The organism is Lysinibacillus sp. FW301-JW8 (assembly GCF_058788755.1).
Window position 1 is genome coordinate 1 of sequence record NZ_JBYTBB010000068.1, and the last position, 24,293, is coordinate 24,293.

General features: G+C 36.2%; 24 protein-coding genes. 12 read left to right on the top strand and 12 right to left on the bottom strand.

The genetic code is table 11. The annotated features are described in order from the left end of the window. Window positions 1–137: 137 nt before the first annotated feature. The 3 genes from AC3WOM_RS21645 to AC3WOM_RS21655 all read right to left on the bottom strand — a co-directional run bounded on the left by AC3WOM_RS21645 (window position 138) and on the right by AC3WOM_RS21655 (window position 2,437). A complete protein-coding gene (locus AC3WOM_RS21645; protein WP_492448294.1) occupies window positions 138–800 on the bottom strand; it encodes a ribonuclease H family protein in 663 nt (220 codons plus the stop codon). Window positions 801–932: 132 nt separating this feature from the next. Then, complete coding sequence (locus tag AC3WOM_RS21650; protein WP_427546899.1) at window positions 933–1,277, bottom strand: YlbF family regulator; 345 nt, start codon at window positions 1,275–1,277, stop codon at window positions 933–935. 17 nt (window positions 1,278–1,294) lie between these two features. Beyond that, window positions 1,295–2,437, bottom strand: a complete 1,143-nt coding sequence (locus tag AC3WOM_RS21655) for a DUF445 domain-containing protein (RefSeq protein WP_492448295.1) — start codon at window positions 2,435–2,437, stop codon at window positions 1,295–1,297. Window positions 2,438–2,642: 205 nt separating this feature from the next. On the opposite strand from AC3WOM_RS21655, the gene AC3WOM_RS21660 reads away from it, so the two are divergent. The 4 genes from AC3WOM_RS21660 to AC3WOM_RS21675 all read left to right on the top strand — a co-directional run bounded on the left by AC3WOM_RS21660 (window position 2,643) and on the right by AC3WOM_RS21675 (window position 6,275). Continuing rightward, window positions 2,643–2,846, top strand: a complete 204-nt coding sequence (locus AC3WOM_RS21660) for a YheE family protein (protein WP_492448296.1) — start codon at window positions 2,643–2,645, stop codon at window positions 2,844–2,846. Window positions 2,847–3,018: 172 nt separating this feature from the next. After that, window positions 3,019–3,435 (top strand): hypothetical protein, encoded by a 417-nt coding sequence (locus AC3WOM_RS21665; RefSeq protein ID WP_492448298.1) that lies wholly within the window; start codon window positions 3,019–3,021, stop codon window positions 3,433–3,435. 413 nt (window positions 3,436–3,848) lie between these two features. After that, on the top strand, window positions 3,849–5,168 hold the full coding sequence (locus tag AC3WOM_RS21670) for a hemolysin family protein (RefSeq protein WP_427546911.1): 1,320 nt from the start codon (window positions 3,849–3,851) through the stop codon (window positions 5,166–5,168). A 198-nt stretch (window positions 5,169–5,366) separates the two neighbouring features. Beyond that, a complete protein-coding gene (locus tag AC3WOM_RS21675) occupies window positions 5,367–6,275 on the top strand; it encodes a cation diffusion facilitator family transporter (protein WP_492448299.1) in 909 nt (302 codons plus the stop codon). A gap of 18 nt (window positions 6,276–6,293) precedes the next feature. Here the strand turns inward: AC3WOM_RS21675 and AC3WOM_RS21680 are convergent, their stop codons facing one another. Continuing rightward, window positions 6,294–7,037 (bottom strand): zinc ribbon domain-containing protein, encoded by a 744-nt coding sequence (locus AC3WOM_RS21680; protein WP_492448300.1) that lies wholly within the window; start codon window positions 7,035–7,037, stop codon window positions 6,294–6,296. Between the two features lie 79 nt (window positions 7,038–7,116). Then, a complete protein-coding gene (locus tag AC3WOM_RS21685; protein WP_427546920.1) occupies window positions 7,117–8,037 on the bottom strand; it encodes a helix-turn-helix transcriptional regulator in 921 nt (306 codons plus the stop codon). Window positions 8,038–8,852: 815 nt separating this feature from the next. Here AC3WOM_RS21685 and AC3WOM_RS21690 point away from each other — a divergent pair. Continuing rightward, window positions 8,853–9,971 (top strand): response regulator, encoded by a 1,119-nt coding sequence (locus tag AC3WOM_RS21690; protein ID WP_492448301.1) that lies wholly within the window; start codon window positions 8,853–8,855, stop codon window positions 9,969–9,971. Window positions 9,972–10,029: 58 nt separating this feature from the next. On the opposite strand, the gene AC3WOM_RS21695 is transcribed toward AC3WOM_RS21690, so the two are convergent. After that, entirely contained in the window at window positions 10,030–10,677 is a 648-nt protein-coding gene (locus AC3WOM_RS21695; protein ID WP_427546926.1) for a response regulator, read from the bottom strand. Between the two features lie 11 nt (window positions 10,678–10,688). Further along, window positions 10,689–11,804, bottom strand: a complete 1,116-nt coding sequence (locus tag AC3WOM_RS21700; protein WP_427546929.1) for a GAF domain-containing sensor histidine kinase — start codon at window positions 11,802–11,804, stop codon at window positions 10,689–10,691. A gap of 197 nt (window positions 11,805–12,001) precedes the next feature. On the opposite strand from AC3WOM_RS21700, the gene AC3WOM_RS21705 reads away from it, so the two are divergent. The 3 genes from AC3WOM_RS21705 to AC3WOM_RS21715 all read left to right on the top strand — a co-directional run bounded on the left by AC3WOM_RS21705 (window position 12,002) and on the right by AC3WOM_RS21715 (window position 15,767). After that, complete coding sequence (locus AC3WOM_RS21705; RefSeq protein ID WP_492448302.1) at window positions 12,002–12,427, top strand: disulfide oxidoreductase; 426 nt, start codon at window positions 12,002–12,004, stop codon at window positions 12,425–12,427. A 55-nt stretch (window positions 12,428–12,482) separates the two neighbouring features. After that, a complete protein-coding gene (locus AC3WOM_RS21710; protein WP_492448303.1) occupies window positions 12,483–13,322 on the top strand; it encodes an RluA family pseudouridine synthase in 840 nt (279 codons plus the stop codon). A gap of 270 nt (window positions 13,323–13,592) precedes the next feature. Next, the gene (locus AC3WOM_RS21715) at window positions 13,593–15,767 is read left to right on the top strand and encodes a 5'-nucleotidase C-terminal domain-containing protein (RefSeq protein WP_492448304.1); all 2,175 of its coding nucleotides are present in this window, start codon (window positions 13,593–13,595) and stop codon (window positions 15,765–15,767) included. Between the two features lie 76 nt (window positions 15,768–15,843). Here the strand turns inward: AC3WOM_RS21715 and AC3WOM_RS21720 are convergent, their stop codons facing one another. Together AC3WOM_RS21720 and AC3WOM_RS21725 are read right to left on the bottom strand one after the other, a co-directional pair. Further along, window positions 15,844–16,674, bottom strand: coding sequence for an aldo/keto reductase (locus tag AC3WOM_RS21720; RefSeq protein ID WP_492448305.1), 831 nt, complete (start codon window positions 16,672–16,674; stop codon window positions 15,844–15,846). A 103-nt stretch (window positions 16,675–16,777) separates the two neighbouring features. Beyond that, complete coding sequence (locus AC3WOM_RS21725; protein ID WP_427546944.1) at window positions 16,778–16,951, bottom strand: hypothetical protein; 174 nt, start codon at window positions 16,949–16,951, stop codon at window positions 16,778–16,780. A gap of 416 nt (window positions 16,952–17,367) precedes the next feature. Between AC3WOM_RS21725 and AC3WOM_RS21730 the strand changes: the two genes are divergently transcribed. Beyond that, window positions 17,368–18,213, top strand: coding sequence for a VOC family protein (locus AC3WOM_RS21730; RefSeq protein WP_492448306.1), 846 nt, complete (start codon window positions 17,368–17,370; stop codon window positions 18,211–18,213). 147 nt (window positions 18,214–18,360) lie between these two features. Here AC3WOM_RS21730 and trmL read toward each other — a convergent pair whose 3' ends face one another. Together trmL and queG are read right to left on the bottom strand one after the other, a co-directional pair. Then, window positions 18,361–18,834, bottom strand: coding sequence for a tRNA (uridine(34)/cytosine(34)/5-carboxymethylaminomethyluridine(34)-2'-O)-methyltransferase TrmL (trmL, locus tag AC3WOM_RS21735; RefSeq protein WP_427546951.1), 474 nt, complete (start codon window positions 18,832–18,834; stop codon window positions 18,361–18,363). Between the two features lie 192 nt (window positions 18,835–19,026). Continuing rightward, window positions 19,027–20,157, bottom strand: a complete 1,131-nt coding sequence (gene queG, locus AC3WOM_RS21740; RefSeq protein ID WP_492448308.1) for a tRNA epoxyqueuosine(34) reductase QueG — start codon at window positions 20,155–20,157, stop codon at window positions 19,027–19,029. Between the two features lie 59 nt (window positions 20,158–20,216). Between queG and AC3WOM_RS21745 the strand changes: the two genes are divergently transcribed. Together AC3WOM_RS21745 and AC3WOM_RS21750 are read left to right on the top strand one after the other, a co-directional pair. Continuing rightward, window positions 20,217–20,906, top strand: coding sequence for a B3/B4 domain-containing protein (locus AC3WOM_RS21745; RefSeq protein ID WP_492448309.1), 690 nt, complete (start codon window positions 20,217–20,219; stop codon window positions 20,904–20,906). A 15-nt stretch (window positions 20,907–20,921) separates the two neighbouring features. Beyond that, window positions 20,922–21,431 (top strand): hypothetical protein, encoded by a 510-nt coding sequence (locus AC3WOM_RS21750; RefSeq protein ID WP_492448310.1) that lies wholly within the window; start codon window positions 20,922–20,924, stop codon window positions 21,429–21,431. A 133-nt stretch (window positions 21,432–21,564) separates the two neighbouring features. Here the strand turns inward: AC3WOM_RS21750 and AC3WOM_RS21755 are convergent, their stop codons facing one another. Further along, window positions 21,565–22,209, bottom strand: coding sequence for a hypothetical protein (locus AC3WOM_RS21755; RefSeq protein ID WP_492448311.1), 645 nt, complete (start codon window positions 22,207–22,209; stop codon window positions 21,565–21,567). Between the two features lie 490 nt (window positions 22,210–22,699). Between AC3WOM_RS21755 and AC3WOM_RS21760 the strand changes: the two genes are divergently transcribed. Beyond that, entirely contained in the window at window positions 22,700–24,286 is a 1,587-nt protein-coding gene (locus tag AC3WOM_RS21760) for a catalase (RefSeq protein WP_492448312.1), read from the top strand. Window positions 24,287–24,293: the final 7 nt, after the last annotated feature.

Sequence of the window (24,293 nt, forward strand, 5' to 3'; positions counted from 1 at the left end):
GCGAGTAGCCTGGAACGGAAATCACCTTCATTTGACTTAGTAGTGTTCACAAAGAATCCCTTGACCATTTAGTTTTTCAACACTATGAAAAAACCATCATGGCCATGATGGTTTTCAGTCAACGCTTCAATAACTACCTATTTTTTTACAATTTCGCTTAATCCTGTAATATCTATGCCATTTAAGGCTTGTGTAGCTAGACGATCTGCTTCTGAATTCTCTTTTCTGGATATTAGCTGATACTCTGGTTGAATATTAAGCTCCTCTAACTTCGCATCAATTTTATCCGCCCAACTCGATAGATCCTTTTCCAGTGCAGGCCATTCCCCGCTTAATTGGTTAATCACTACTTGAGAATCACCAGTGAAGCAAACAGGCAAATGATGAACATTCAGTAAATCAAGCTCAACGATTCCTAAATAGAGCGCTGCATATTCTGCCTCATTATTGGAATTCAGCTCTGAAGAAAAGGCATTTCTTCTTAATCGATATGGTTTGCCATTTTGCTCATAATAAATGACACATCCTAGTCCTGATTGTTTTGTGGCACGATCAAAGCCACCGTCAAAATAAACAGTAATGTCATGTGGCTCTGTCTCAATCTCCTTTAAATAGGCCTTTAGCTCCTTTAACGACCAACTTGTTTCCTGTCGATCAATACAATGCAATGATTTAACTCTCCCTGTTCGCTCCATATCCTCTGCTAGTAGTACTGCTTGAGCTGCTGGCATTTCTTCTGAACGTAGTACAGTTGTTGCACCCTTTAACGCTTTATATGTCCATTCAATAATTACATGCATAGTAATGCCTCCATTGTTTTTGAATTTGTGTATAAAGTGAAAACGTGCCTCAACACAGAGACACGTTTCTTTCTTAATTGTTATATGTGCAAATAATAGTTTATTTATTCCTATGGAACAGCGACGATTACATTATATTCCCTCATACAATGTTTGTATAGGCTTTACTAAAATACGATTTACCTCTTCGATCACCTTACTTAACTTCATTTCAGCTTCAAGCATTGAGGATATTTTTTCATTTTGCTGTGCGAGCTGAGCAGCCTTTTGAGCGTATACTAATTCATCTTCCAATATATCTTCACCAGTTAGTTGCTTTTTTTGCAGCTCTATTTGAATTTTACGGAAGTTTCTAAAAACATTTAATGCCTCTTCATCACTCTTTACTATTTCAACCGCCTCTTTCAACTCTTCGAATTCCGGTGTTTTACGAAAAGTTGCCTCTAAAGCATTAATTTCATTATAAATATTAATCATTCTTTTATTTCTCCTTTTTAAATAAAGTAGACAATCAATCCTTGCACAATCCCAATCAAGCCACCAAGAACTGCACCTAGCACTGTAATCATTTTAAACTCACGTTTTGAAATACCTAGCACAAGCTCCTCTAACTTCGCCACAGGGAAAGAATCAACCTGCTCACGAACTACTTCTTGTAAATTTAAGCGTTTTAATACATCTTCTAATTTCTCTTCGGCTTTATCAAAAGCTTTTTCAATAACTTGTGGAATGACTGTTTCCTTCATCCAAGTATTGCCTTCTGGCCAATAATATGAAATAGGCTGATCCAAACGTTCCTCAACAGCTAGCTGCTCTTTTACATAACCTTGTACTTTCATTAATATTGAATCAAATCGAATATCCTGTAAAAAATCCATTGCAGGGCGTTCTTTTAATTTATCCCACTCTTGCGTAAAGATTTTCGTTAATAATGCTGTTGTGCCTTGCGCCTGTAAGAATTTTAGAAGCTCACGCTGAACCTTTGCCACAAGTGAAGAAGAGTCACCTAAAAACATATTGATCATTCCACCAAGTGAACCTTTGGATGACAGGAAATCATCAATCATCGCTTTTATTGTTAATTCGCCTTCAGGTGATAAAAAATAATCCTCACCCTTCTCTAATATATGACGAACTGCTACTGGAATCTTTTCGTCAATTGTATGTTGAATATCTGCCGATAACAGTGTATGAATTGACTTCGTTGATAATGTATTCTTCATCGACTCAAATTGTCCCTCGACAATTGCTTCAATCTTGTTCTCAATTGTTGCGGGCATATTAGAAAACCCAGCTAATGTAAGCCAATCTTGAATTGTTTTATCATTTGTAAAAATCGTTTCTTCTACCTTTGTTTGTACAAATTGCTCCACCTTATCATGAATATCCTTTGAAAAGAATTTTTTTCTAAAGGTTTCAGGTGTTAATAAATAGTTTACAACAGTTAGCCCAAGCTGCCTTGCTAATTCGTCACGTCGTTTTGGGATAAGCCCTGGTGTAAATGGTACACGCCAATTTTTAATATATATCGCTTCATGGGGTTGAAAAAGCATTTTTATGGCTAGATGATTCGTTACACCACCGATAGCGGCTCCAATAATTGCCATAAATAGTAAAGTTACAAATAAATTATCCATTAATACCCTCTCATTTCAATTGGATTCAAGATTGGCGGATTTTGTCGCCTGTTGCACTCATTATAGCAGAGCAATGATTTTCAACGAAAGAAAAACCCCTAGATAATTAAACACCCTTCATACATTTTCTTCAGATAGAATAGTTGCAAATTTACTACTATCCCTGAATAATATTAACTACATATATAAGAAATGGGGTTTGATTATGATTCAGCATTTCAGCTTTAAGCCTTTATTTGAAAATTCTCAGCTTCCTGGCTGGACTATTTCCTTTTTCTATTACCGAGAACGTTATACAGCAGAGTATTTAAAGGATGGTAATATCCAATGGACTGGGCCTATTCCTCCAAACGAAGAAGATGTTAAAAAAATGATTCATGAGCTTATGTTGTATCATGTGTACGATTAATAAAAGTAGTAATTTTATCATGTAACCACCTTCTAAATTTACCCATTTTTTACTAGTGGTTGCATATCTTCTATGCTAAAAATATTTCCATCTATTGAAATTGCAGCATTTTTCTTATACATTTATGTTATCAAGTTAATAATAAATGTTTTGTATGCAGGGGGCTATTTCAATGAGTAAAGTCACACTTTTAGATGACTTAAACAGTTATAATTCAAAAGCATTAATTCGTGCAAAAGTAAAAGAAGTTTTTTCTGAATTTTCCGCTAAAATTTTCGAATTAGTAGATGACGTTGGCACTATCAATAGTAAAAAATTCGAGTTACTTTCTGGCTTTAAAAGTGATATTTACAATGAATATTGCAGCCAATTAAAAGCATTATTCGACACGCCAACTAGTTCATTCGGAAAAAAACCTGTAAAAAATATGTATGTAACGTATAATGGCAAAAATTATCTTTTAACACAGCAAGGTATTACCGAAAAGGCACCTGTTACCATATCATACTTTACAGGCGAAATCCCATTCAAAGAAATGCTTCATGATGTTGAAAAAGCGTGTTTAAAATTGCGCTTCCAACAAGAATAGCACTTAAAGCAGAAGTAGCCCTCTCAGCTAGTGAGAGGGCTACTTCTTTGATGCTATTAAAAATAATTTATTTAAAAAAATTCGCAGATAAAGCTCTCTTGAGATTTTTGACGTGTCGTTTTTAAATGAGATGCAGATGCTTCCTTCTCTAAATAAACTATCTTTGCTCCTTTTAAAGGTAGCATAATGATTTTTGATTTTCAATCTTTTGGCGTTAGTTTTTCCCAATTACAGATTACCTCATCAAGATAAAAAGTTGTTGTCAATATTTGTGTTTTGCATCTAAATATTTTATGATTGAATCATCCAACAATTTTTTAAATCATAGGAGGTGTACACTTTGTTTACTTCCCTCATTTGGGCGGGGGCAAAGGAATTATTTGGACGGAGACATATTGGAGATAACCATTAGGTTGGCGGCATTCGCTCTACTAATAATCATGACAGGATTTTTCGTTGCAACGGAGTTTGCAATTGTTAAAGTGAGAACAACTCGTATTGATCAATTGCTAGCAGAAGGTCATAAAAAAGCAAAAAATGCAAAACGTGTTGTTTCAGATTTAGATGAATACTTATCTGCATGTCAGCTAGGTATTACCATTACAGCACTTGGATTAGGTTGGCTTGGTGAACCTACTTTTGAAATTATTTTGCACCCAGTGTTTGAGTTTCTAAATTTGAATGGTAGTATTACATCTATCCTTTCATTCATACTTGCATTTTCAATCGTAACGTTTATGCATGTAGTTATAGGGGAATTGGCGCCAAAAACACTTGCCATCCAAAAAGCAGAATTAGTGACATTAAACTTTTCTGGCCCATTAATTTTATTCCACAACATTACGTACCCAATCATTAAGTTATTAAACGGATCTGCACGTGGCTTAACAGGCCTTTTCGGTCTAAAAATGATGTCAGAATCAGAAGTTGCTCATACCGAAGAAGAGCTTCGTATGATCTTGTCAGATAGTTTAAAAGGTGGAGAAATTAACAATTCAGAATATGAATATGTAAACAGTATTTTCGAGTTCTCAGATCGACTTGCAAAGGAAATCATGGTACCGCGTACTGAAATCGTTGGAATCGAAAAAGAGCTTACCATTAAAGAAGTATTCGATTTAATGGGAGTTGAGCAATATACTCGTTATCCGATTATTGATGGTGACAAGGACCATATTATCGGCTTAGTCAATATGAAGCACTTATTAACCGCTTACATTAAAAACTCTGCAAATGGTGATAAGCCAGTAATTGACTATATGCAGCCGATTATTCGTGTGATGGAAACAACGCAAATTAATGATTTGCTACTTAAAATTCAGCGTGAACGCATTCATATGGCCATTTTAATGGATGAATATGGCGGAACATCTGGTTTAGTGACGATTGAAGATATTATTGAGGAAATTGTCGGCGATATTCAAGATGAATTCGATGAGGACGAAATCCCAGAAGTGCAAGAAATTGCAGAAGATCATTTTATTTTAGATGCAAAGATGCTAGTAGAAAATGTAAATGATATGCTAGGTACTGACATAGAAGATGATGATATAGATACAATCGGCGGTTGGTTTATGACAAAGCGCTTTGATGCAGTCGAAGGAGATAGCATTGAAGAGCAAGGCTATGAATTTATCGCAAAAGAATTAGATGGTCACCATATTTTATACTTAGAAGTTCTGAAATTACCTGAACGTGATTTATCAAATGAAAATGAAGAAGTAAGTGTCTAAAAATTGCCTTGTTCTATTTGCTGTGTTACGATTAACATCGCATTTTAAAAGATACAGGCTATAAAAAATGTATACAGCACACAACCTATAGTGGTGGGGAGCTTATACAGTAATAACATTATAAACTTTAGCAACGACTCCCTTTCACAGAAGGGAGTCGTTTTATAATGCCCGAAAGTTTTGCGAGGAGGAAACAAAATGGAGCTTTATACAAATTTACGTCAAGGGGAAAAAGGTGCTTGGTTATCCATCGCTACATATTTGGTACTGAGTTCTATAAAATTAACGATCGGCTATATTGGCACATCAGAAGCGCTAAAGGCAGATGGATTAAATAATACTACTGATATTATCGCCTCTATTGCAGTACTTATTGGATTACGAATTGCACAAATTCCACCTGACTCTAATCATCAATATGGGCATTTGCGTGCCGAAACAGTTGCCTCGCTTGTTGCTTCGTTCATAATGTTAATTGTTGGCTTACAAGTACTTATTAATTCGATAAAAGGACTTTGGGAACCAGTTAGTACAACACCGTCATTATTAACTGCCTATGTCGCAATTGGCAGTGCCGTTGTGATGTATATCGTTTATCGCTATAATTTAGCACTTTCTAAAAAAATAAAAAGTGCAGCTGTGAAGGCAGCAGCCTATGATAACCGCTCAGATGCTCTTGTAAGTATTGGTACAGCAATCGGAATTTTTGGAGCTATTTTCGGTTTCCCCATTATAGACACAATTACTGCACTTCTCGTCGCACTTCTAATTATTAAAACAGCAATTGAAATCTTTTGGGAGGCTGTTCAAAGTCTCACAGATGCTTTTAATATTGAGGAAGTTGAGACGTTGTCTGTCCTTATTCGTAATGTTGATGGGGTAATTGAGATATTAGACTTTAAGGGGCGCGCCCATGGCAATATGTACTTTATCGATGTAACTGTCACTGTGGACCCTTATTTAAACGTCTTTGAGAGTCATCGTATTACAGAGGAAATTGAAAAAACAATTACTCGTGAAAATCGATTCTGTCAGATACTCGTGCATATTGAACCACATATTGAAATCATTCCTCCAGCAAACGACAACAAATCTCCTACCAAGTAAATGGCAGGAGATTTGTTGTTATTTGATCGCTATATAAATATCAACCTGTGCTTCTTGTGGATTTGCACATCGTTCATCATATCTCTCAAAATCACCTGTGTATGCTCGTTCTACATCTGAGCTGGCAAACCAAGCCCAAATATCCTGCCAAGCCTTAATAACAATGTCTGGCATTGACCCTTTTTCTGAAGTAAAAACCAAATATTTAGCAGCTGGCACTGTTTTAACGATCATACCCTGTGCCGCTTCATCTGTAGTTGCTACTTCCTTTCCAAGTGTAATCGAGTATTTTCCATTTACATCTGTTTCATAGTCAGAGTATAAACCGATTAATACTTCATTGACTGGATTTTTTATTTGTCCAATCACGTCTTGCTGATAAAAATCTGACCATAATGAAGGAATTTTAGCATGAGGCGTTATTTCATTGGCATTGCTCGTTTGAGCTGAAATTCCTACAATTTGAAAAGATTCTCGTTCTATCATAATGGGTTGCTTTATGTCTCCTCTTCTCCATCTTTTTAAACTCGGTAAGAAAGAAGATAACATTTGGCGTGCTTCTTCTTCTGCCATGCCATCCTCCTTTAAATGTGGCACACAAATCTCAATCATTTCCTCAACTGTCAATTCCGGCTGTTTAAACTCTCCTAATTCATAACAATACTTGCAATATTCCTGGCTTTTCTGACCATCTTTTTTTGTTCCTAATAATGCTTCATCTGCTAATGGCATACCACAGCTTTGACAATAATTTTGCATCATTTCATCCACCCTTCATACTATTTGTTATGACTATAACAAAGGAAACCTGACAGCAGTATGTCATCTTTTAAAATGAAAATTAAATGCCCTTGTATAGCTCTACAATTTCCTGTGCTCGCTTTTGCACAATAGCTCTTAAATGTGGCGGTTCTAAAACTTTTACACGGTGACCAAAACTAAGAAGAAAACCGTATAACCATTCATCCTCCGGCAATGAAATATTAACTGTTAAACTTTCATGATCGATATGCTCAGCGCCAAATGTTTCTTCTACTAATGTTGTTATCGCAGAATCGAATGACAGCTTTAGCTGAATTACATTTTGAGGGCGATGCCACTCTTTGTTCCATGGGAGTTCAGACAAATGAACTTCTTTACGCTGGAAAGTAATCATCTCTTCTTTTATATTTTTCATTCTAGCTATTTTAAATAAGCGGAAGTCTTCTCTTAATGTACAGTATCCGTAGACATACCATACCTTTCCTTTTTGTACCAATGTATGTGGCTCTAAAAATCGATTGGTTACTTGACCATGTGTCGTAGAATAGGTGAAGCTTACACAGTGTGCTTGCTCAATTGCTTTTTTTAATAGAGTAATCTGTTCCTTAAAAACAATAGATGGTCCCCAAGGGCTAAGATCAATAAATAGTTGATCAATGGATTGCTTTATTTCTTCATCAGCAACACTTGTTAATTTTTCTAGCACTGCTTCTGCATAAGAATCGTCATAGGTTGTAAGTGCACTTTTTATGGCAATGGAAAGCGAGGTAAGCTCCTCCTTTGTCAGAACCTGTTTATCGACACGATACCCCTCTATTAAGCTAATTCCACCGTTAACCCCCTGCTGACTTATAACAGGAATTCCAGCACAGCTAAGTGTTTCGATATCACGGTAAATTGTACGAACTGACACATTAAATAATTCAGCAAGCTCCTGTGCTGTCACTTTTTTTCGATTTATTAAAATCATTGTCATCATTAAAAGACGCTCTAATTTCATGTTTTACCCATCCTCCACCAATCTCAGTTGCTACTCTATATATTGCATGATGTCATTTTAATCATTATCAACCATTTTTCATCATAAATTAACCATTTTGTTTTGCATTTTAATTACTAATATCCTATCTATTTTAAGTATTTTTTAAGTACTTTTTGAGTTTTATTTAAGTCGAATGTACTATAATAACGCCTGATAAATTATTACAATCATTATACTATTTTTACAATATAAGAAAAAAACAAGTTTAATACAAGGATTTATCAGGAATTAATGGATTTCGCTATTAAAGCTTTGTTGTTTCCCGCCTTATTAAGAATAGTTTGATAATCAATTTCGCCTTGGTGTAATTGCGTCCGGATTTTGAATTGTGCCTGCACAATTCATTCCTTTGAAAATTCGTGACATCCGCCGGAGGCTTTATCTTCATTCAGTAAGTGTTTGGACACCCACTGAAAAGAAATCAAAACCGCATTCATCTCACCACCTGTAGAGGTGGGAGTCTTCTGCTGAATGAAGATAAACGCTTATACAATTATTTCAATTCTCTTAACACAACAGACAAAACTTCCATCCTCTTTATAGAGCGCTGAAAACTATAGTATCTATTTGTGGCAAAGAATTTAGTGCTTTGTTTTTATGAAACCTCAATAGAATTGTGAAAGTGAAATACGAGCACTAAATCTCAGTGTCAAATTTTTATTTTTAAGTGAAATTCACTTTTTTAGTGCTCACTATATATTAGGAAGCCTTTTCAAACACAATGAACTAGAGTTTAATGGTTTTCAATTTAATTGTAAAAAGGAGATTTTGATGTGATTAGAGCCGTTTTAATAGACAATGAACCACTAGCTTTACACTATTTTCAAAATAAACTACAAGCATTCCAGCAAATACAGGTGATTAAAACCTTTACAAGTGTAGAGGTATTTCTACAGGAGCTTCCAGCATTAGAATTTGAGGCAATTTTTTTAGAGGTAAAGCTCAATGAACTAACTGGATTGGAGGTAGCTGATATTATCAAAACGGAGCGTCCACATGTTAGTGTAATTTTTATTACTTCCCATCAAGAGTTTGCATTACAGGCATATGATATCGGAGGACTTGATTATTTACTTAAACCAATTAATCATGCTCGCCTAGAAAAGGCTATTGCTCGAATAGAGCATGAATACTCCATTCAGAAACTCATTCAGAAGGCTTCGAAAACGATGCTAAACGTTCAATGCTTCGATCAATTTGCAGCCTATAGCAACAATAGTTTAATTGCGTTCAAAACGGAGAAAACAAAGGAATTATTTGTATATTTCATTTTACATCCGAATATTCCTATTCACCGAGATTATTTAATAGAAATTCTGTGGACTGATCTAGACTACGTTCGGGCAAAATCAAATCTTCATACAGCTTTATCATATTTAAGAAAAACCTTGAGCAATATAGGTTATGCTAACTGTATAATATTTTCCAATAAATATTATATCTTTGAAAAGCCAAATATTTTTTGCGATTTATATGATTTTCAGAGATACTATGATGATTTTTCAAAGCAAGAATTCCCTCCTATTTCATTAATTAATCAATGTCTTTCCATTTATAAAAATGGGCTGCTTATTTTTGACGATTATGAATGGGCCACGGCCTATAAAGATAAGCTGACTAAATCATACATAGATTTATTAGAAAAAGGTTTTCAAGCTTCTGTATTAACAGATACGTCAAAAGCACTTGATTTCTTAAATAGTCTACTAGATTTTGATCCATATAATGAGCAAAAGCTTGAACACTATTTACACACTTTAATAAACGCTGGTCTATATGAACAGGCATACAGAGTGTTTCAAGACTATGAACAAAAATTAAAAGAAGATTTGGCCCTTACGCCAAGCTCAACATTACTAGAAATTACAAATAAATTTTTTATTCAAAAATAGATAATAAAAAACGACGGGCTACTACAAACTTGTAGGAACTCGCCGTTTTAACTCCCCATTATACACCACTACCCTCTGTCAGTCCGTGCTTTACAGCATAAAGAGCCGCTTGTGTACGATCCTGCACCTGTAGCTTCGTGAAAATATTAGATATATGAGTTTTTACAGTTTTTTCTGTAACGAATAAGGAGGAAGCAATTTCTCTATTACTTTTCCCTTTTGTCAGCTCTGCAAGTACATCCTGTTCACGAGGTGTTAGTGGGTTCAATACATGTGGTGCATTTTCAGATTCTTGCCGATCCATTTCCAATGTCGATGTGGCCTCTGGGTGAAGAGTATTTTCACCACGCATTATTCGGCGAATGGACAATACCAACTCATCAGGCTCTATATCCTTTAATTGGTAACCTGCAGCCCCTGCCTCCATAGCTGGTACGACATGGTCCCGATCGGAAAAGCTTGTAAGCATCAAAATTTCAATTTGTGGAAATTTCGCTTTAATGCGCTTAGTTGCCTGAATACCATCCATCTCAGGCATGACTAAATCCATAAGAATAATATCTGGCTGTATGCTTTCCGCTAAAGCTACTGCCTCCAGTCCATTTTTCGCTTCCCCCACAACCTCAATGTCTTTCTGCGTTTTTAAAAAAAATAATAATCCACGACGTACTACATGGTGATCATCTGCAATTAATACACGTATCATTCTCTTCCCTCCTAATACGGCAAGCGGATTAACAGTTCTGTCCCTTTGCCAATTTCACTAACCCAGTCAGCCGTACCACCAACTGATTTTGCACGATCCTTTATTGACTGCAAACCCATTGAAAGTAACTTCGTGTTATTATCTATGACAAAGCCTCGTCCCTCATCACGAATCACCAGCAAAATGTCTGTAGAAGTAACTGTTATATATAATGCAGCTTCCAGCACACCTGCATGACGACGTACATTATTGAGTGCTTCTTGTGCTACTCGAAATAATGTTTCTTCAATACGGGAAGGGAATTGCAGTACACCTGAAACTGTCACATGCAGCTTTAAGCCGAGCATTTCAGCATATACTTTAATCGCTTCAAGTAAACCATTCTCTAAGCCTTTTGGACGAAGCTGCCAAATTAATGCACGCATTTCAGTTAATGCATCCTGTGTTAAATGTTGAATTTCCTTAAATGTTTCTTTAATTGCACGATCATTCGTCATTTCTATACCAGCTCTCGCCGTTAGAGTAACTGAAAAAAGCAGCTGATTAACTGAATCATGTAAATCTCTAGCTAGACGGTTGCGCTCCTTTACAAGTGCCATTTCTTGCTCCTGCTTTGTCAGTAAAATTCGCTTAATGGCTGAACCCATCTGAAAAGCGACAGATTCAAGTAAAGCTAGCTCCTCCTGTGAAAAACGCACAGTATCCTTTGAGGCAACATTTAAGACCCCAAAACGTTCTTGTCCTGACTGAAGAGGCACTGTAGCATGATGTGTAATGCCCTCGTGATCACCAACATTTGCTGCAATCGCACTCTCAATACGCTGGCATTCAATGATATTGGAGGCTTTTTTTAATTCCTCATTACGATAACGAGAAACACACCAACAGCCTCCCTTTTTTAAGTAATGACAGTTTTTGAACTCCAATGCTTCTGGTAAATTTTCGTGAACAACAAGCTCCGATCGCCCTTTTTCATCAATAAAAAAAATCCAGCCTGTTTCAAAATTTGTCCCATTTAAAAATCTCACAAGTGCACCCTTTAGCATTGTCACTATTTCAGTTTCTTCATTTAAAAGCTCTGCAATCTCTTTTAAAATACTGATATTGGAATGCTCATTCTCTCTCACAAAAACACCTCTTCTTCGGCATTACTAATGTTAATGATAACATTTCAAAGTCTCGAGCGTCTGCCTTAGCCGTTCATACTTTAGACTGAAATTCATTTTAAAAAGGATATGCCTTATTTTGTGTAAGTTAATTTACATATAAAACTAGAACAACTATAATCGTACAAGGATATGGTTTAATAAAGGGGAGAATAGATATGTCTAAAAAAGTAGAAAACGGCTTATTATTTATTTGGATTGTCTCTGTCGTTGCAACATTAGGTTCCTTATACTTTTCTGAAATTCGTCACTATGAACCTTGTAAAATGTGTTGGATTCAACGTATTTTCATGTATCCAATCGTCATTATGACAACAATTGCCTTTATACAAAAAAATGCACGTATTGCGGTCACTACCGCTGTTTTTGCCATTATGGGCGGCAGTGTATCACTTTATCATTATGGAATTCAAAAGCTTAGTTTTTTAGCGGAAACTGCTCCTTCTTGTGGAGTTGTCTCCTGTACAGGTCAATATATTAACTGGTTAGGCTTTATCACAATTCCATTTTTAGCACTAACTGCATTTATTTTAATTGTAGGGGCAAGCTTCTATGTAATGAAGGCTGTAAAAGCTGCAAAATAATTAAGAGACCGTGTTCTACAATTAAGAATACGGTCTTTTCTACGGAGGAAGATCTATGTTTCATTATGAAATTAATGAAGATAATTTAACTATTGAAGAACTACTGCGTAATCATTGGCGGCTCGGTAAAAAATTAGTCCATGAATTACGAATGTCAAAAGCAATTACAACGATGGACGGTGAGCCCATTCAATGGAAAGCCCCGCTTCAGGCAGGTGCAATTATAAAATTTACGTTTCCGATACCTACATCCAATTATCAGCCTACACCAGTATGTGCAATTGATATTATCTATGAGGATGACCATTGCTTAATCGTTTCCAAACCAAAAGGTATGTCAACACATCCAAATGATGCTCGTGATACTCATACTTGTATGAACCATGTCATGGCACATATTAAAAAGCAGGGTGGTGTTTATGCAGAGCATGTCCATCGACTGGATAGAGGCACACAAGGATTATTACTGGTGGCAAAGCATCCACTCGCTAAGTCAATCTTTGATCGTATGATTGAAGAAAAATCTATTATTCGCACTTACGCTGCCGAGGTACAAGGAAATTTACAAGCTTCTTCAGGTACAATCGCCGAACCTCTTGGGAAAGATCGACATCACGCAACAAGACGTGTAGTCTCCAAAACTGGGCAGCACGCTGTAACACACTTTGAGGTAGTTGCCCGTTATAAAAGTTCTTGTATTGTCCATCTCATTTTGGAAACAGGTAGAACACATCAAATCCGAGTACATTTAGCTCATATCGGGCATCCCATTATTGGTGATACAATGTACGGTGCAAGGGAAACTGCAAGTGGAGACTATGAGCTCCATGCTATACAATTAGAATTTGAACACCCATTTTTAAATAAACAAATCGTTGTAAAGGACAAACAGTAAGTCCTTGCTCAAAATCATAAAAAGCGCGTGAAATCAGAAAAGTTGATTTCTCGTGCTTTTTTGAGGTGAAAAATTTTCCACTTAGCCTTATACATAATTTACTTATACTCCAATAAAAGTATAAATATATCATTTGATATTTCTTAATCTATTTTTCACAAAAAATTTAATATACATTTACCATTAATGGTAATGACGGAGGATTTCTTTCATGATAGAATAAGAGTAAATTGTCAGTCATCTGACATATTATGAGGGAGGAATTTATTGATGAAATGGGTTAAAAGTATTGCAGCAACAACTCTAGTTGCTAGTTTATTAGCTACTCCTGGTTTTTCTGCCCATGCAGCAGAAACAGCACCAGCAGCTACGAAGGATAGTTTCAAATTAACAATTTTACACTCCAATGATACACATTCACATGCAGAAAATGCTCCACAACGTGCTACAAAAATAAAAGAGTTGCGTGCTGCAAATCAAAATTCACTTCTATTAGATGCAGGTGACGCTTTGACTGGCACGCTTTACTTCAATGAATTCACAGGAGAAGTTGAAATGAAGTTAATGAACTTAATGGGGTACGATGCTATGACATTTGGTAACCATGAGTTCGATTTAGGATCAAGCCCAGAAGGTCATGCTGCTCTAGCGAAATTTGTAAAAGGAGCAGAATTCCCATTACTAGGGGCCAATCTTGATTTTTCAAAAGAATCTTTATTTAATGGCTTACAATTTAAAACAATCACAAAAGACTTCGAAAACGGTAAAATTTATAACGGTATTATTAAAGAAGTCGATGGAGAAAAAGTAGGTATTTTTGGTTTAACAACTGAAGAAACTCCTTCTATTTCAAGCGTTGCTAATGTGCAATTTGCCAATTATATCGACTCTGCAAAAAAGGCAGTAGCAGAATTTGAAAAACAAGGTGTTAATAAAATTGTGGCCCTTACTCATTTAGGATTTGATGATTCAAAGGATTTCGATAACGATCAATTACTAGCGGCAGCTGTAGAGGGTATTGATGTTATTGTTGGTGGTCATACACATACTAAATTAGACAAAGCTGTGAAAGCAGAAACATCCTTTAAAAATCCTACAATTATCGTTCAAACAGGTCAATATAGCGAGAATTTAGGTGAGCTTGATTTAACATTTAATGATAATGGTGCGGTTGTTGAATATTTTGGGCAATTACACGCTTTAAATGATAAAGAAAATCCGGTTGCAGCAGACCCAGAAACAACTGAAATGTTAGCTCCATATACAGAAAAAATTTCAGCTGTAAAACAACAATCAACAGGTAATACAGCAGTTTCAGTATTAGATGGTAAACGTGGTCTTTGGGGCGTTCGTGCTGGTGAAACAAACCTTGGAAACTTAATTACAGATGGTATGCTTGCTGGTGCCAAGAAAATTGATCCAGAAGTACAATTTGCCTTCCAAAATGGCGGTGGTATCCGTGCTAGCATTGATGCAGGAGATATTACAGTTGGCGAAGTAATGACAGTCATGCCTTTCGGTAATGCACTTGGTATCGTAAAATTAACAGGTGCTGAAATCTATGACATTGCAGAACATAGTGTAAAAGAGTTCCCGAAAGAATCTGGTGGCTTCCTACACTTCTCTGGTTTACAAGTAGAATTCGATGGAAAAGCTCCAGCTGGTAAACGAGTAAAATCAATTAAATTAAATGGTAAAGAACTAGACAAAGCTGCTTACTATAAAGCTGCAACAAATACCTTTACTGCTAAAGGTGGAGACGGCTACGAAACACTTGAAAAAGCTTATGCTGATGGACGTGTAAGTGAGCCTGGTACTATTGATTATGAAATGTTTATCGAACACTTGACTACATTGAAAAATGTTAATCCGAAAGTAGAAGGGCGCATTATTGCAACAATTCCATTTACGGATATCGCAAAAGGCTCAGAAACAGAGGGCTATGTTCGTGATCTTTATTACCGTGATTTAACAAATGGTACGACTGCAACAACATATTCACCAAATGCTAACTTAACTCGTGCTCAGGCTGCTTCATTTATCGCACGTGCATTAAAACTTGAGGCAAAAGGTCAAACAACATTCTCGGATCTTAGCAATGTAAATCCTGCAACACAAAAGGAAATTACAGCTCTTGCTGAAGCAGGCATTGTTAAAGGTGTAAATGGTAAATTCAATCCTAATCCAAAAGTTACTCGTGCTCAACTTGCACTAATGTTTGCTCGTGCATACAATCTTCAACATGATGCAAAAGCTGGCTTAAAAGCTGATTTCAGTGATATTGCTCAATACAACACTGAAACTCAAAATGCAATTGCACTTATGAAAGACTTAAAGATTGTTAGTGGTTCAAATGGCAAATTTATGCCAGGTAATAACGCTACACGTGCTCATATGGCAAAAATGCTTTCTAATTATATTCCATTTGTAAAAGAATCAAAATAATAGAACCTGAAAATCCCGCCCTCAAACTAGAAGAGCGGGATTTTCCATTTAGTAGTAAAGTTAAATGGATGAATAGTTAAAAATCGAATTTAAAGTTATCTGGATCCTGCCCAAAGCGTTCATTACGGTTTAAAGCAGTTATTTGATCCATTTGTGCTAAGGATAACTCGAAATCAAAAACCTGCGCATTTTCTTCAATACGACTTGGCGTAACTGATTTTGGAATAATAAGTGTATCCCTTTGTAAATGCCAGCGCAGTACTACCTGTGCGGCTGTTTTACCAATTTCTTGCCCAATCTTTGTAATAACTGTGTTATCAAGCACACCCCCACGCCCTAGTGGAGACCATGCAGTCACAGCAATGCCATGCTCATTACAGTAAGCTCTTAAATCATCTTGCTGTAAATATGGATGTACCTCGACTTGATTAACCATTGGCTGAATGTTTGCCTTTGCTAATAGCTTTTGTAGATGATGCTCATGGTGATTCGACACACCTGTTGCTCGAATTAATTTTTCATCATATAGACGTTCAATGGCTCTATACGTTTCTTCAAATGTTTCAGGTACTGCCCAATGTGTTAAATACAAATCTAAATAATCCATATTTAATTTTTTCAACGATACTTCAAAAGCTCGTAACGTTTCATCATAACCTTGGTCATTATTCCAAACCTTTGTCGTAACAAATATATTCTCACGCTTAACACCTGAATAGCGAATGGCTTCGCCCACTTCCGCTTCATTGCCATAAAGAGAGGCTGTATCAATAGCTCGATAACCAAATTTAAGTGCTTTATCAATTGCCTGCAATGTTTCATCACGCTCAGTCATTTTATAGACCCCTAAACCTAAGCGAGGCATTTCTATACCATTTGTTAATGTTTTTGTTGATTGTAAATTCAAGAATAACAACCCCTTTCTTTTCCTAGTTCCATTATACAAAAAATTGGTTTTAAGAAAATAAGGAAAATTTTTGAGAGGTCATATCTACGGAATTTCAATATATCTAGTCCTTTTTTTCTTCTTCAGGGTCATCTACTTGGATAGGATCTGGAATACGCTCATCCTCCACAAGCTCTAAGCCATCACGTAAATGCTCCATTTGCTTTCCTAAATCCTGCAAATCTTTAAAGTTTCTAGCCATTGTACCGTTTTCTATATTCGGAACCTTTTTTTCCATTATCATCACCTCTCTAATAGTTTCCCCTAAATAGTTATGCTTGAACCATTTCTGACATATTTTATTTCACTATGTCATTTTAATTTTCTAGTAGATAAGCTATACTAAAAAGAGATGTCTGTATAAACATGAGGAGGGTTCTTCCATGAAATTATTATTAATTATTGGTGTAACTGTTGCATTCTTATCTGCTATTTTCACTGCTGGTTACGAAGGCGACTACAAATCAGACAAATAATACCTCTAGAAAATCACTAAGCATTTTATATGCTTAGTGATTTTCTTTATTCAAGAATTACTTCTCTTTTATTTTGATGAATAAAATGACTTGACTTTCTGTACTTTATAAAATAAACTTACTTACATAAAGTAAGTTGATAATGAAAAATAACTTTTAAATATATGGGGGTCTATTTATGCATTTTCATGAAAAACCAAACACTTATGTTACAAATGTAGAAATTAAAGTGAGTGATTTACAACGTTCACTAGCCTATTATCAGGAGGTTATTGGCTTTAAAGTCTTACATCAAGAATCTCATAAAGCCACTTTAACTGCTGATGGCAAAACAGCATTACTAACAGTCGTTCAACCTGAAACTGTAGAAGAAAAAACGAGATTTACTACTGGGCTTTACCATTTTGCACTTCTATTGCCTACTCGTCGTGATTTAGCAAATGTTATTAGTCATTTTCATAAAAATGGTGTGTATTTTGGGGCATCTGACCACGATGTCAGTGAAGCACTATATTTAAGTGATCCTGATAAAAATGGCATTGAAATTTATGGAGATCGACCTGAAAATACATGGACTTGGCATTCTAACCAAGTGCATATGGTTACTGAGCCACTTAATATTCAGTCAATATTAGCAGAAGGTAATAATACATGGAGTGGTCTTCCAGCGGGTACAGTAATGGGCCATATTCATTTATCTGTATCAAACTTATCAGAAGCAGAGGAGTTTTATACAAAGGGATTAGGTTTTGACATTGTCACTCGTTATGGTGCACAAGCATTATTTATTTCTACAGGCCGCTATCATCATCACATTGGCTTAAATACTTGGTACTCAGAAAATGCACCAAAGCTAGGTGAACATCAAGTCGGCTTAAAAACTTTTTCTTTGCGTTTAGATAATGAACAACAAGCAGCAACAATGAAAGAAAATCTTCGTGCTATTGGTGCTCCTGTTACTGATATCACTGGAGGTTTCCAAACTGAGGACCCTGCTGGTAATAAAATTTTATTGAAATTTTAGGAAATGGCATTCTATCCGTCAGTTTTTGAGCCCTATCGTTAACTTTTTGGATTCTAACGTTCTCTTTTTGGACTCTATCCATCAGTTTTGAGATGCTATCCATTTAACTTAAAAAAGCAGTTCTCCCATGGTGGAGAACTGCCTTTTTTAATGTAGCCCTGGGTAACCTTGTTGGCGTAATGCTTCATAAATAACAATAGCCGCTGTATTCGATAGATTGAGTGAACGGACATGCTCACTCTGCGGAATTCGCAAGCACATATGTCGACGCTCGTAAGCAAAATCCTTCGGCAAACCCGTTGTTTCTTTTCCAAACATAAAATAAATATCACGATCTTTATCGCTAAAATCATGTGTTGTGAATGGCTCTTCACTATACGTTTCAATTAAATAAACATCTCCATTTTTTGATGCTTCTAAAAATTCCTCTAGTGAATCGTGATACACAACATTGACACTATGCCAGTAATCTAATCCAGCACGTTTAAGCATTTTATCGTCTGTAGAAAAGCCAAGAGGTCGAATTAAATGCAGTGAGGTATTTGTTCCTGCACAGGTACGTGCAATATTACCTGTATTTGCTGGTATCTCTGGTTGATATAAAACGATATGCAGTGGCATAACGGTACACTTCCTTATTAAAAATTTCAGATGTAAAAATATTTTTTTATCTTAAATCGTACTGTTAGGGCATTTCTCCTCCATATTAAACGCTGCATCTTTCTTTTTGAGAGACTCCTCCCAAAATTGAGTCGTTTCTCACGCTTTTGAGCGCTCCGGTCAAGTTAATCCTGAGATATTCACTCATTCATTTTATTGGAAAAATTGCAATCCTTTGTCAATCTCAATGCGTACTTCTTCGTCACTTTCCTTACCTTTCGCTTTAAGTAATGCGGAATGGGCTTCTTCCCCCCCTATCTTTCCTAAAGCCCATGCTGCTGTCCCTCGAATAACAGGGCGATCATCCTTTTCCAGAAGTGCAATTAAATCTGGAACAGCCGCTTCTTCTTTAAAATGGGCAAGGGCCAATATAGCATTGCGCTGAATGGTCTTCTTCCCCCGCCATGAGCCAGAAACATGTCCAAACTTATCTTTAAACTCACGATTTGAAATTTTCAATAGTGGTGTCAGCAATGGCTTGGCTAGCTCTGGGTCTGGTTTAAATTCTTCATGTATCCAATTGATTTTGCCTTTATTTTTTGGACATACGGTCTGACATGTATCACAGCCATACAATCGATTGCCAATATGTGTACGAAACTCATCAGGTAGTGTTCCCTTTGTTTGCGTTAAAAAAGCAATACAGCGCTGAGCATTTAGCTGTCCGCCCTCGATTAAAGCACCTGTTGGGCAAACATCTAAACATAAACGGCAGTCTCCACATTCATCCTCCATAGGATTATCTGGCGCAAAGGGGATGTTTGTGACAAGCTCTCCTAAATAGACATATGAACCAAATTCAGGTGTAATAATGGCGCAGTTTTTCCCGCTCCAGCCTATTCCTGCACGTTCAGCAACTGCTCTATCTACAAGTGCACCCGTGTCCACCATTGATTCAATACGAACACCTTCTACTCGCTCTTCTAGCCAAGCTGATAATAATGCCAATCGTTCGCGTAATGCTGTATGATAATCGACACCCCAAGAAGCACGGCAAAAAATTCCGCGTCTTGCACCTTTTTTGCCTACAGGTGCATTCTGCATACGCGACGGATAGGCTACAGCTATCGCCACAATACTCTCTGCTCCATCTAATAATTGTATGGGTTCGGTACGTTTTTCAATATTGCTTTCCTCAAAGCCTGACTGATACCCAAGCTCTTGCTGGCGGCGCAGTCGATTTTTCAATTCTGTAAACGGAGCTGCTGTTGTAAAGCCAATCTTGTCTATACCAATGGACATTGCATACGCCACAAACTCATGTTGTAGGTCATGTATGTTCATTTTATTTCCAACTCCTTACATGATACAATAATAGAAATAGATAAAGTAGGTGATGTTTTATGGATATATCAATTAATCAATCCCTATTGACACAACATCCTGAGCTAAAAATCGGTATTATCCATTATACCAAAATTGTTGTAGCCGAATCGCCTCAAATGATTAAAGGTCGTATGCAATTGTATCAAGAAAATCTCTATATAGAAATGCAGGAAAACCCTGTTACGCAACGGGAAGGAATTGCAGAATGGCGACGGCTATGGAAAAAGCTTGGTGCGGATCCGAATCGGTACCGTCACTCTGCAGAAAGCTTAATGCGTCGGATTAGTAAGCAAAATTATTTAACACCCTATCATTCAGGTGTAGATTTAAATAATTTCTTTTCCCTGCAATATGAAATTCCAGTAGGCTTATATGATGTAGATAAACTACAAGGAGATGTAGAAATTGCACTTGGCAATGAGGATACTGGCTATGAAGGCTTAAATGAACGCTATAATTCATTAAATAATATTCTCTATAGCAAAGACGCTGAAGGAGCATTTGGGTCACCGTTTGTCGATTCTAAGCGTACTTCTGTTTCAGAGGAAACGACTGAGGCTTTGCAGATTTTCTACCTTCGACCATCACTAACAGAAGAAAATGCAGCTAAGCTTTTAGCCTCAGCAGGGAAGATGTTTAACCAAATTCATGGGGGCGACTATAATATTGTCTTATTAAACAACGTAGTACCAGCTTCGACACTATAAAAAGGAAGTGTTTGTATGATTAATCTTGCAGAAGCCGTTAAACTTAAAAGTATTCTAGGAAAAAAAGTTCAGGAGCTTATTAGTGAATTACATCGTAGTGCCTTTGTAACTGTAGAAAAGGGACAAGCTCCAAAAACAAGTAATCGTGCAATGAAGATCATTGAGGCAGAACTAGCTCAAGTACGTCTTGACGCTCGTACATTAGATCGATTAGTCTATGAAGCAAATATAAATAATTCAGTAAGTTTTAAAGGTGAAACATTTGCTTTAGTTGAAGCTATCGAGCTTGCAACACAGCTCCGTGCAGATGCTGAGCTTTGCAAACAATTTAGTATGCATGAAAAAGAAAGTGTACGAATGGGCTATGGAGAAAATACAATGCTTTATGAGATTGCAATGTATGAGCCAGATGAATATCGTGAGCGTGCCATTCAATTAGAAAAAGACGCCCATAAATTATCAAATCTTATCAATGCAAAAAACTACAGTGTTACTATTAGCTTCGATGATTCTCAATATTTTTAAACTAAGTGGCAACAATATTCTAATATTTTTTATTAAAAAATTAAAATATAAAATGAGTCCGGTTCAAACCGAACTCATTTTAGCTTTTTTAAATGTCTAACTTTAGTACATCATTTTAAAGATTCCTTTTATTCTAGGGCAAATCATAATTAATTTCAAATTTACCTAAATCACTATCAGCAAATATAAAAGTTACATTATAATTAGTGTTAGAATCGGTATAGGTATGGGTACCTTTATTCTCGTCATCAGCTATACCTATTTCATCAATAAATTTATCTATATTCAATCCCAATACATAAGCAATTGCCCCAGATGAGGAGATTCCTTCTTCCCACTCATCTCCTTCTTCATTAACTTCATTTTCAGGGCTTGCTTCTATATTAATTTTATAACCAATTATTTTTTTGTCCTCATTATATTTAGCAAATATTTTATAATGTCCCTTATATTTTATAAAATCAGTATCCAATAGGGTTTGTGAGAGGTTATTTTCCTCTTTAATCAGTTCACTAATTATTGGTACTGGAATCTTTGCTATTTCTACTGGTTCTTCTAAATCCTGTTTTAATACATCTACTCTGATATTATATTTTTCAACAAACTTTTCTACAGCAGCTTTTGATTCAGCATCTACCTCATCATATTTTACTGGTACGATTTTTTCTTCCTTTACTACCTCTTCTTCTTTTCCATTCTTCTCTTTTTCCTTCTCGGCTCCTTCGCCAGAGCAACCAACTAGCATAAGAGCTAGTAGTAAAAACAAAGCCTTCTTCATTACCCTTATTCCCCCCTAATTTTATATCTGTATTACTAAATATACAAATTGGAATATACTTTTCTACAAAATATTCCATTATTCGCACATTACAATTATGAAAAATTAATACTAATATTTCCATAGTAATTATTAACTAATTTACAATATTTTATATTACTCTTAATCCTCTTGCTACTAAGGCTTTCCATATTCCTTGAAACTGTATACAATAGATGTATGGAGTCTTGTACTCCATCTTGGATGTGTTGTTTTCAATCTAGCTTTATGAAGCTAACTTAACTTAAACCAATAACATGTGACCTGTTACCGTATGACCGATGACCAATAACCAACTATAGGCAAAGGCTATACTCAGCAAACTTGATTATTTTTTTGAAAACACCATCCAAAGGCTCTCTTACATCTTGTATGTAGGAGAGCTTTTTTTATGTCTAGTTTGCCCTACTAAAGGACAGAATGGGTATATCCAAAAGAAGGGGGTCAAACAATGACAAAACAAAATGATTCAACACATCAAGATGATACAACTTTAACGAATCGGCAGGGGCACCCCATTACCAACAATCAAAATTTAAGAACCGTCAGTAATCGTGGACCTGCTACACTTGAAAATTACGATTTTTTAGAAAAAATGAGCCATTTTGACCGTGAACGAATCCCCGAACGAGTTGTACATGCTCGTGGTGCAGGAGCTCATGGTTATTTTGAAACCTATGGTGCTGTCGGAGATGAGCCTATTTCTAAATATACAAGAGCAAAGGTATTTCAAGATAAAGGTAAAAAAACACCTGTTTTCGTACGTTTTTCAACGGTTATACATGGTGGTCATTCCCCAGAAACTTTACGAGATCCACGCGGCTTTGCTGTAAAGTTTTATACAGAGGATGGAAATTGGGACTTAGTTGGCAACAACTTAAAAATTTTCTTTATACGTGATGCTATGAAGTTCCCAGATATGATTCATGCCTTTAAGCCTGATCCAATTACAAATATTCAGGATGTAGAACGCTTTTTTGATTTTTGTGCAAGCTCACCAGAAACCTTCCACATGGTCACATTCGTTTATTCACCATGGGGTATTCCTGCAAATTATAGAATGATGCAAGGCTCTGGTGTTAACACATATAAATGGGTAAATAGTGAGGGCAAGGCTGTCCTTGTCAAATATCATTGGGAGCCTTTACAAGGTATTAAAAATTTAACCCAAAGAGAAGCTGAGGAGATTCAGAAGAAGAATTTTAATCATGCAACGCAGGACCTATACGATGCAATTGAACAGGGTGATTATCCTGAATGGGAATTAAATGTACAAATAATGGAGGACGGACCACATCTAGAGCTAGATTTTGATCCATTAGATGATACAAAGCTTTGGCCGAATGATCAATTTCCATGGCATCCAGTGGGGAAAATGGTGTTAAATAAAAATCCTGAAGATTATTTTGCTGAGGTTGAGCAGGCAACTTTCGGTACAGGTGTACTGGTAGACGGATTGGATTTCTCAGATGATAAAATGCTACAAGGACGCACATTCTCATATTCTGATACTCAGCGTCATCGTGTAGGTGCAAATTATCTACAGTTACCAATCAATGCTCCTAAAAAACGAGTAGCAACCAATCAAAATGGCGGTCAAATGATGTACAAACGTGATTTAGCTCCTGGACAAAATCCACATATTAATTATGAGCCTTCCATGCTAAATGGATTAAAGGAAGCAACTCAAACAGACAAAGAATATACACCGTATATAGAAGGTAATCTAGTACGTGAGTCTATTGATCGTCAAAGCAATACTAAACAGGCAGGAGAAACGTACCGGAATTTTGAGCAATGGGAGCGAGATGAGCTTCTTGAAAACTTAATTCGTGATTTGTCAGTATGTAATAAGGCAATTCAAGAGGCCATGATTGCTTTAGCAGAGGAAGCCGATAAAGAATACGGCCGCTTGCTAAAAGAAGGATTGCAAAAGGCTGAAAAAAACTCATCTACATCAAAGCCTCTCGGCAATATTGATGGTGACGATGCTCCTAAAGATGCAATCAATAAAGGGCATGATGCAGAGCCTTACTAAGATAAAA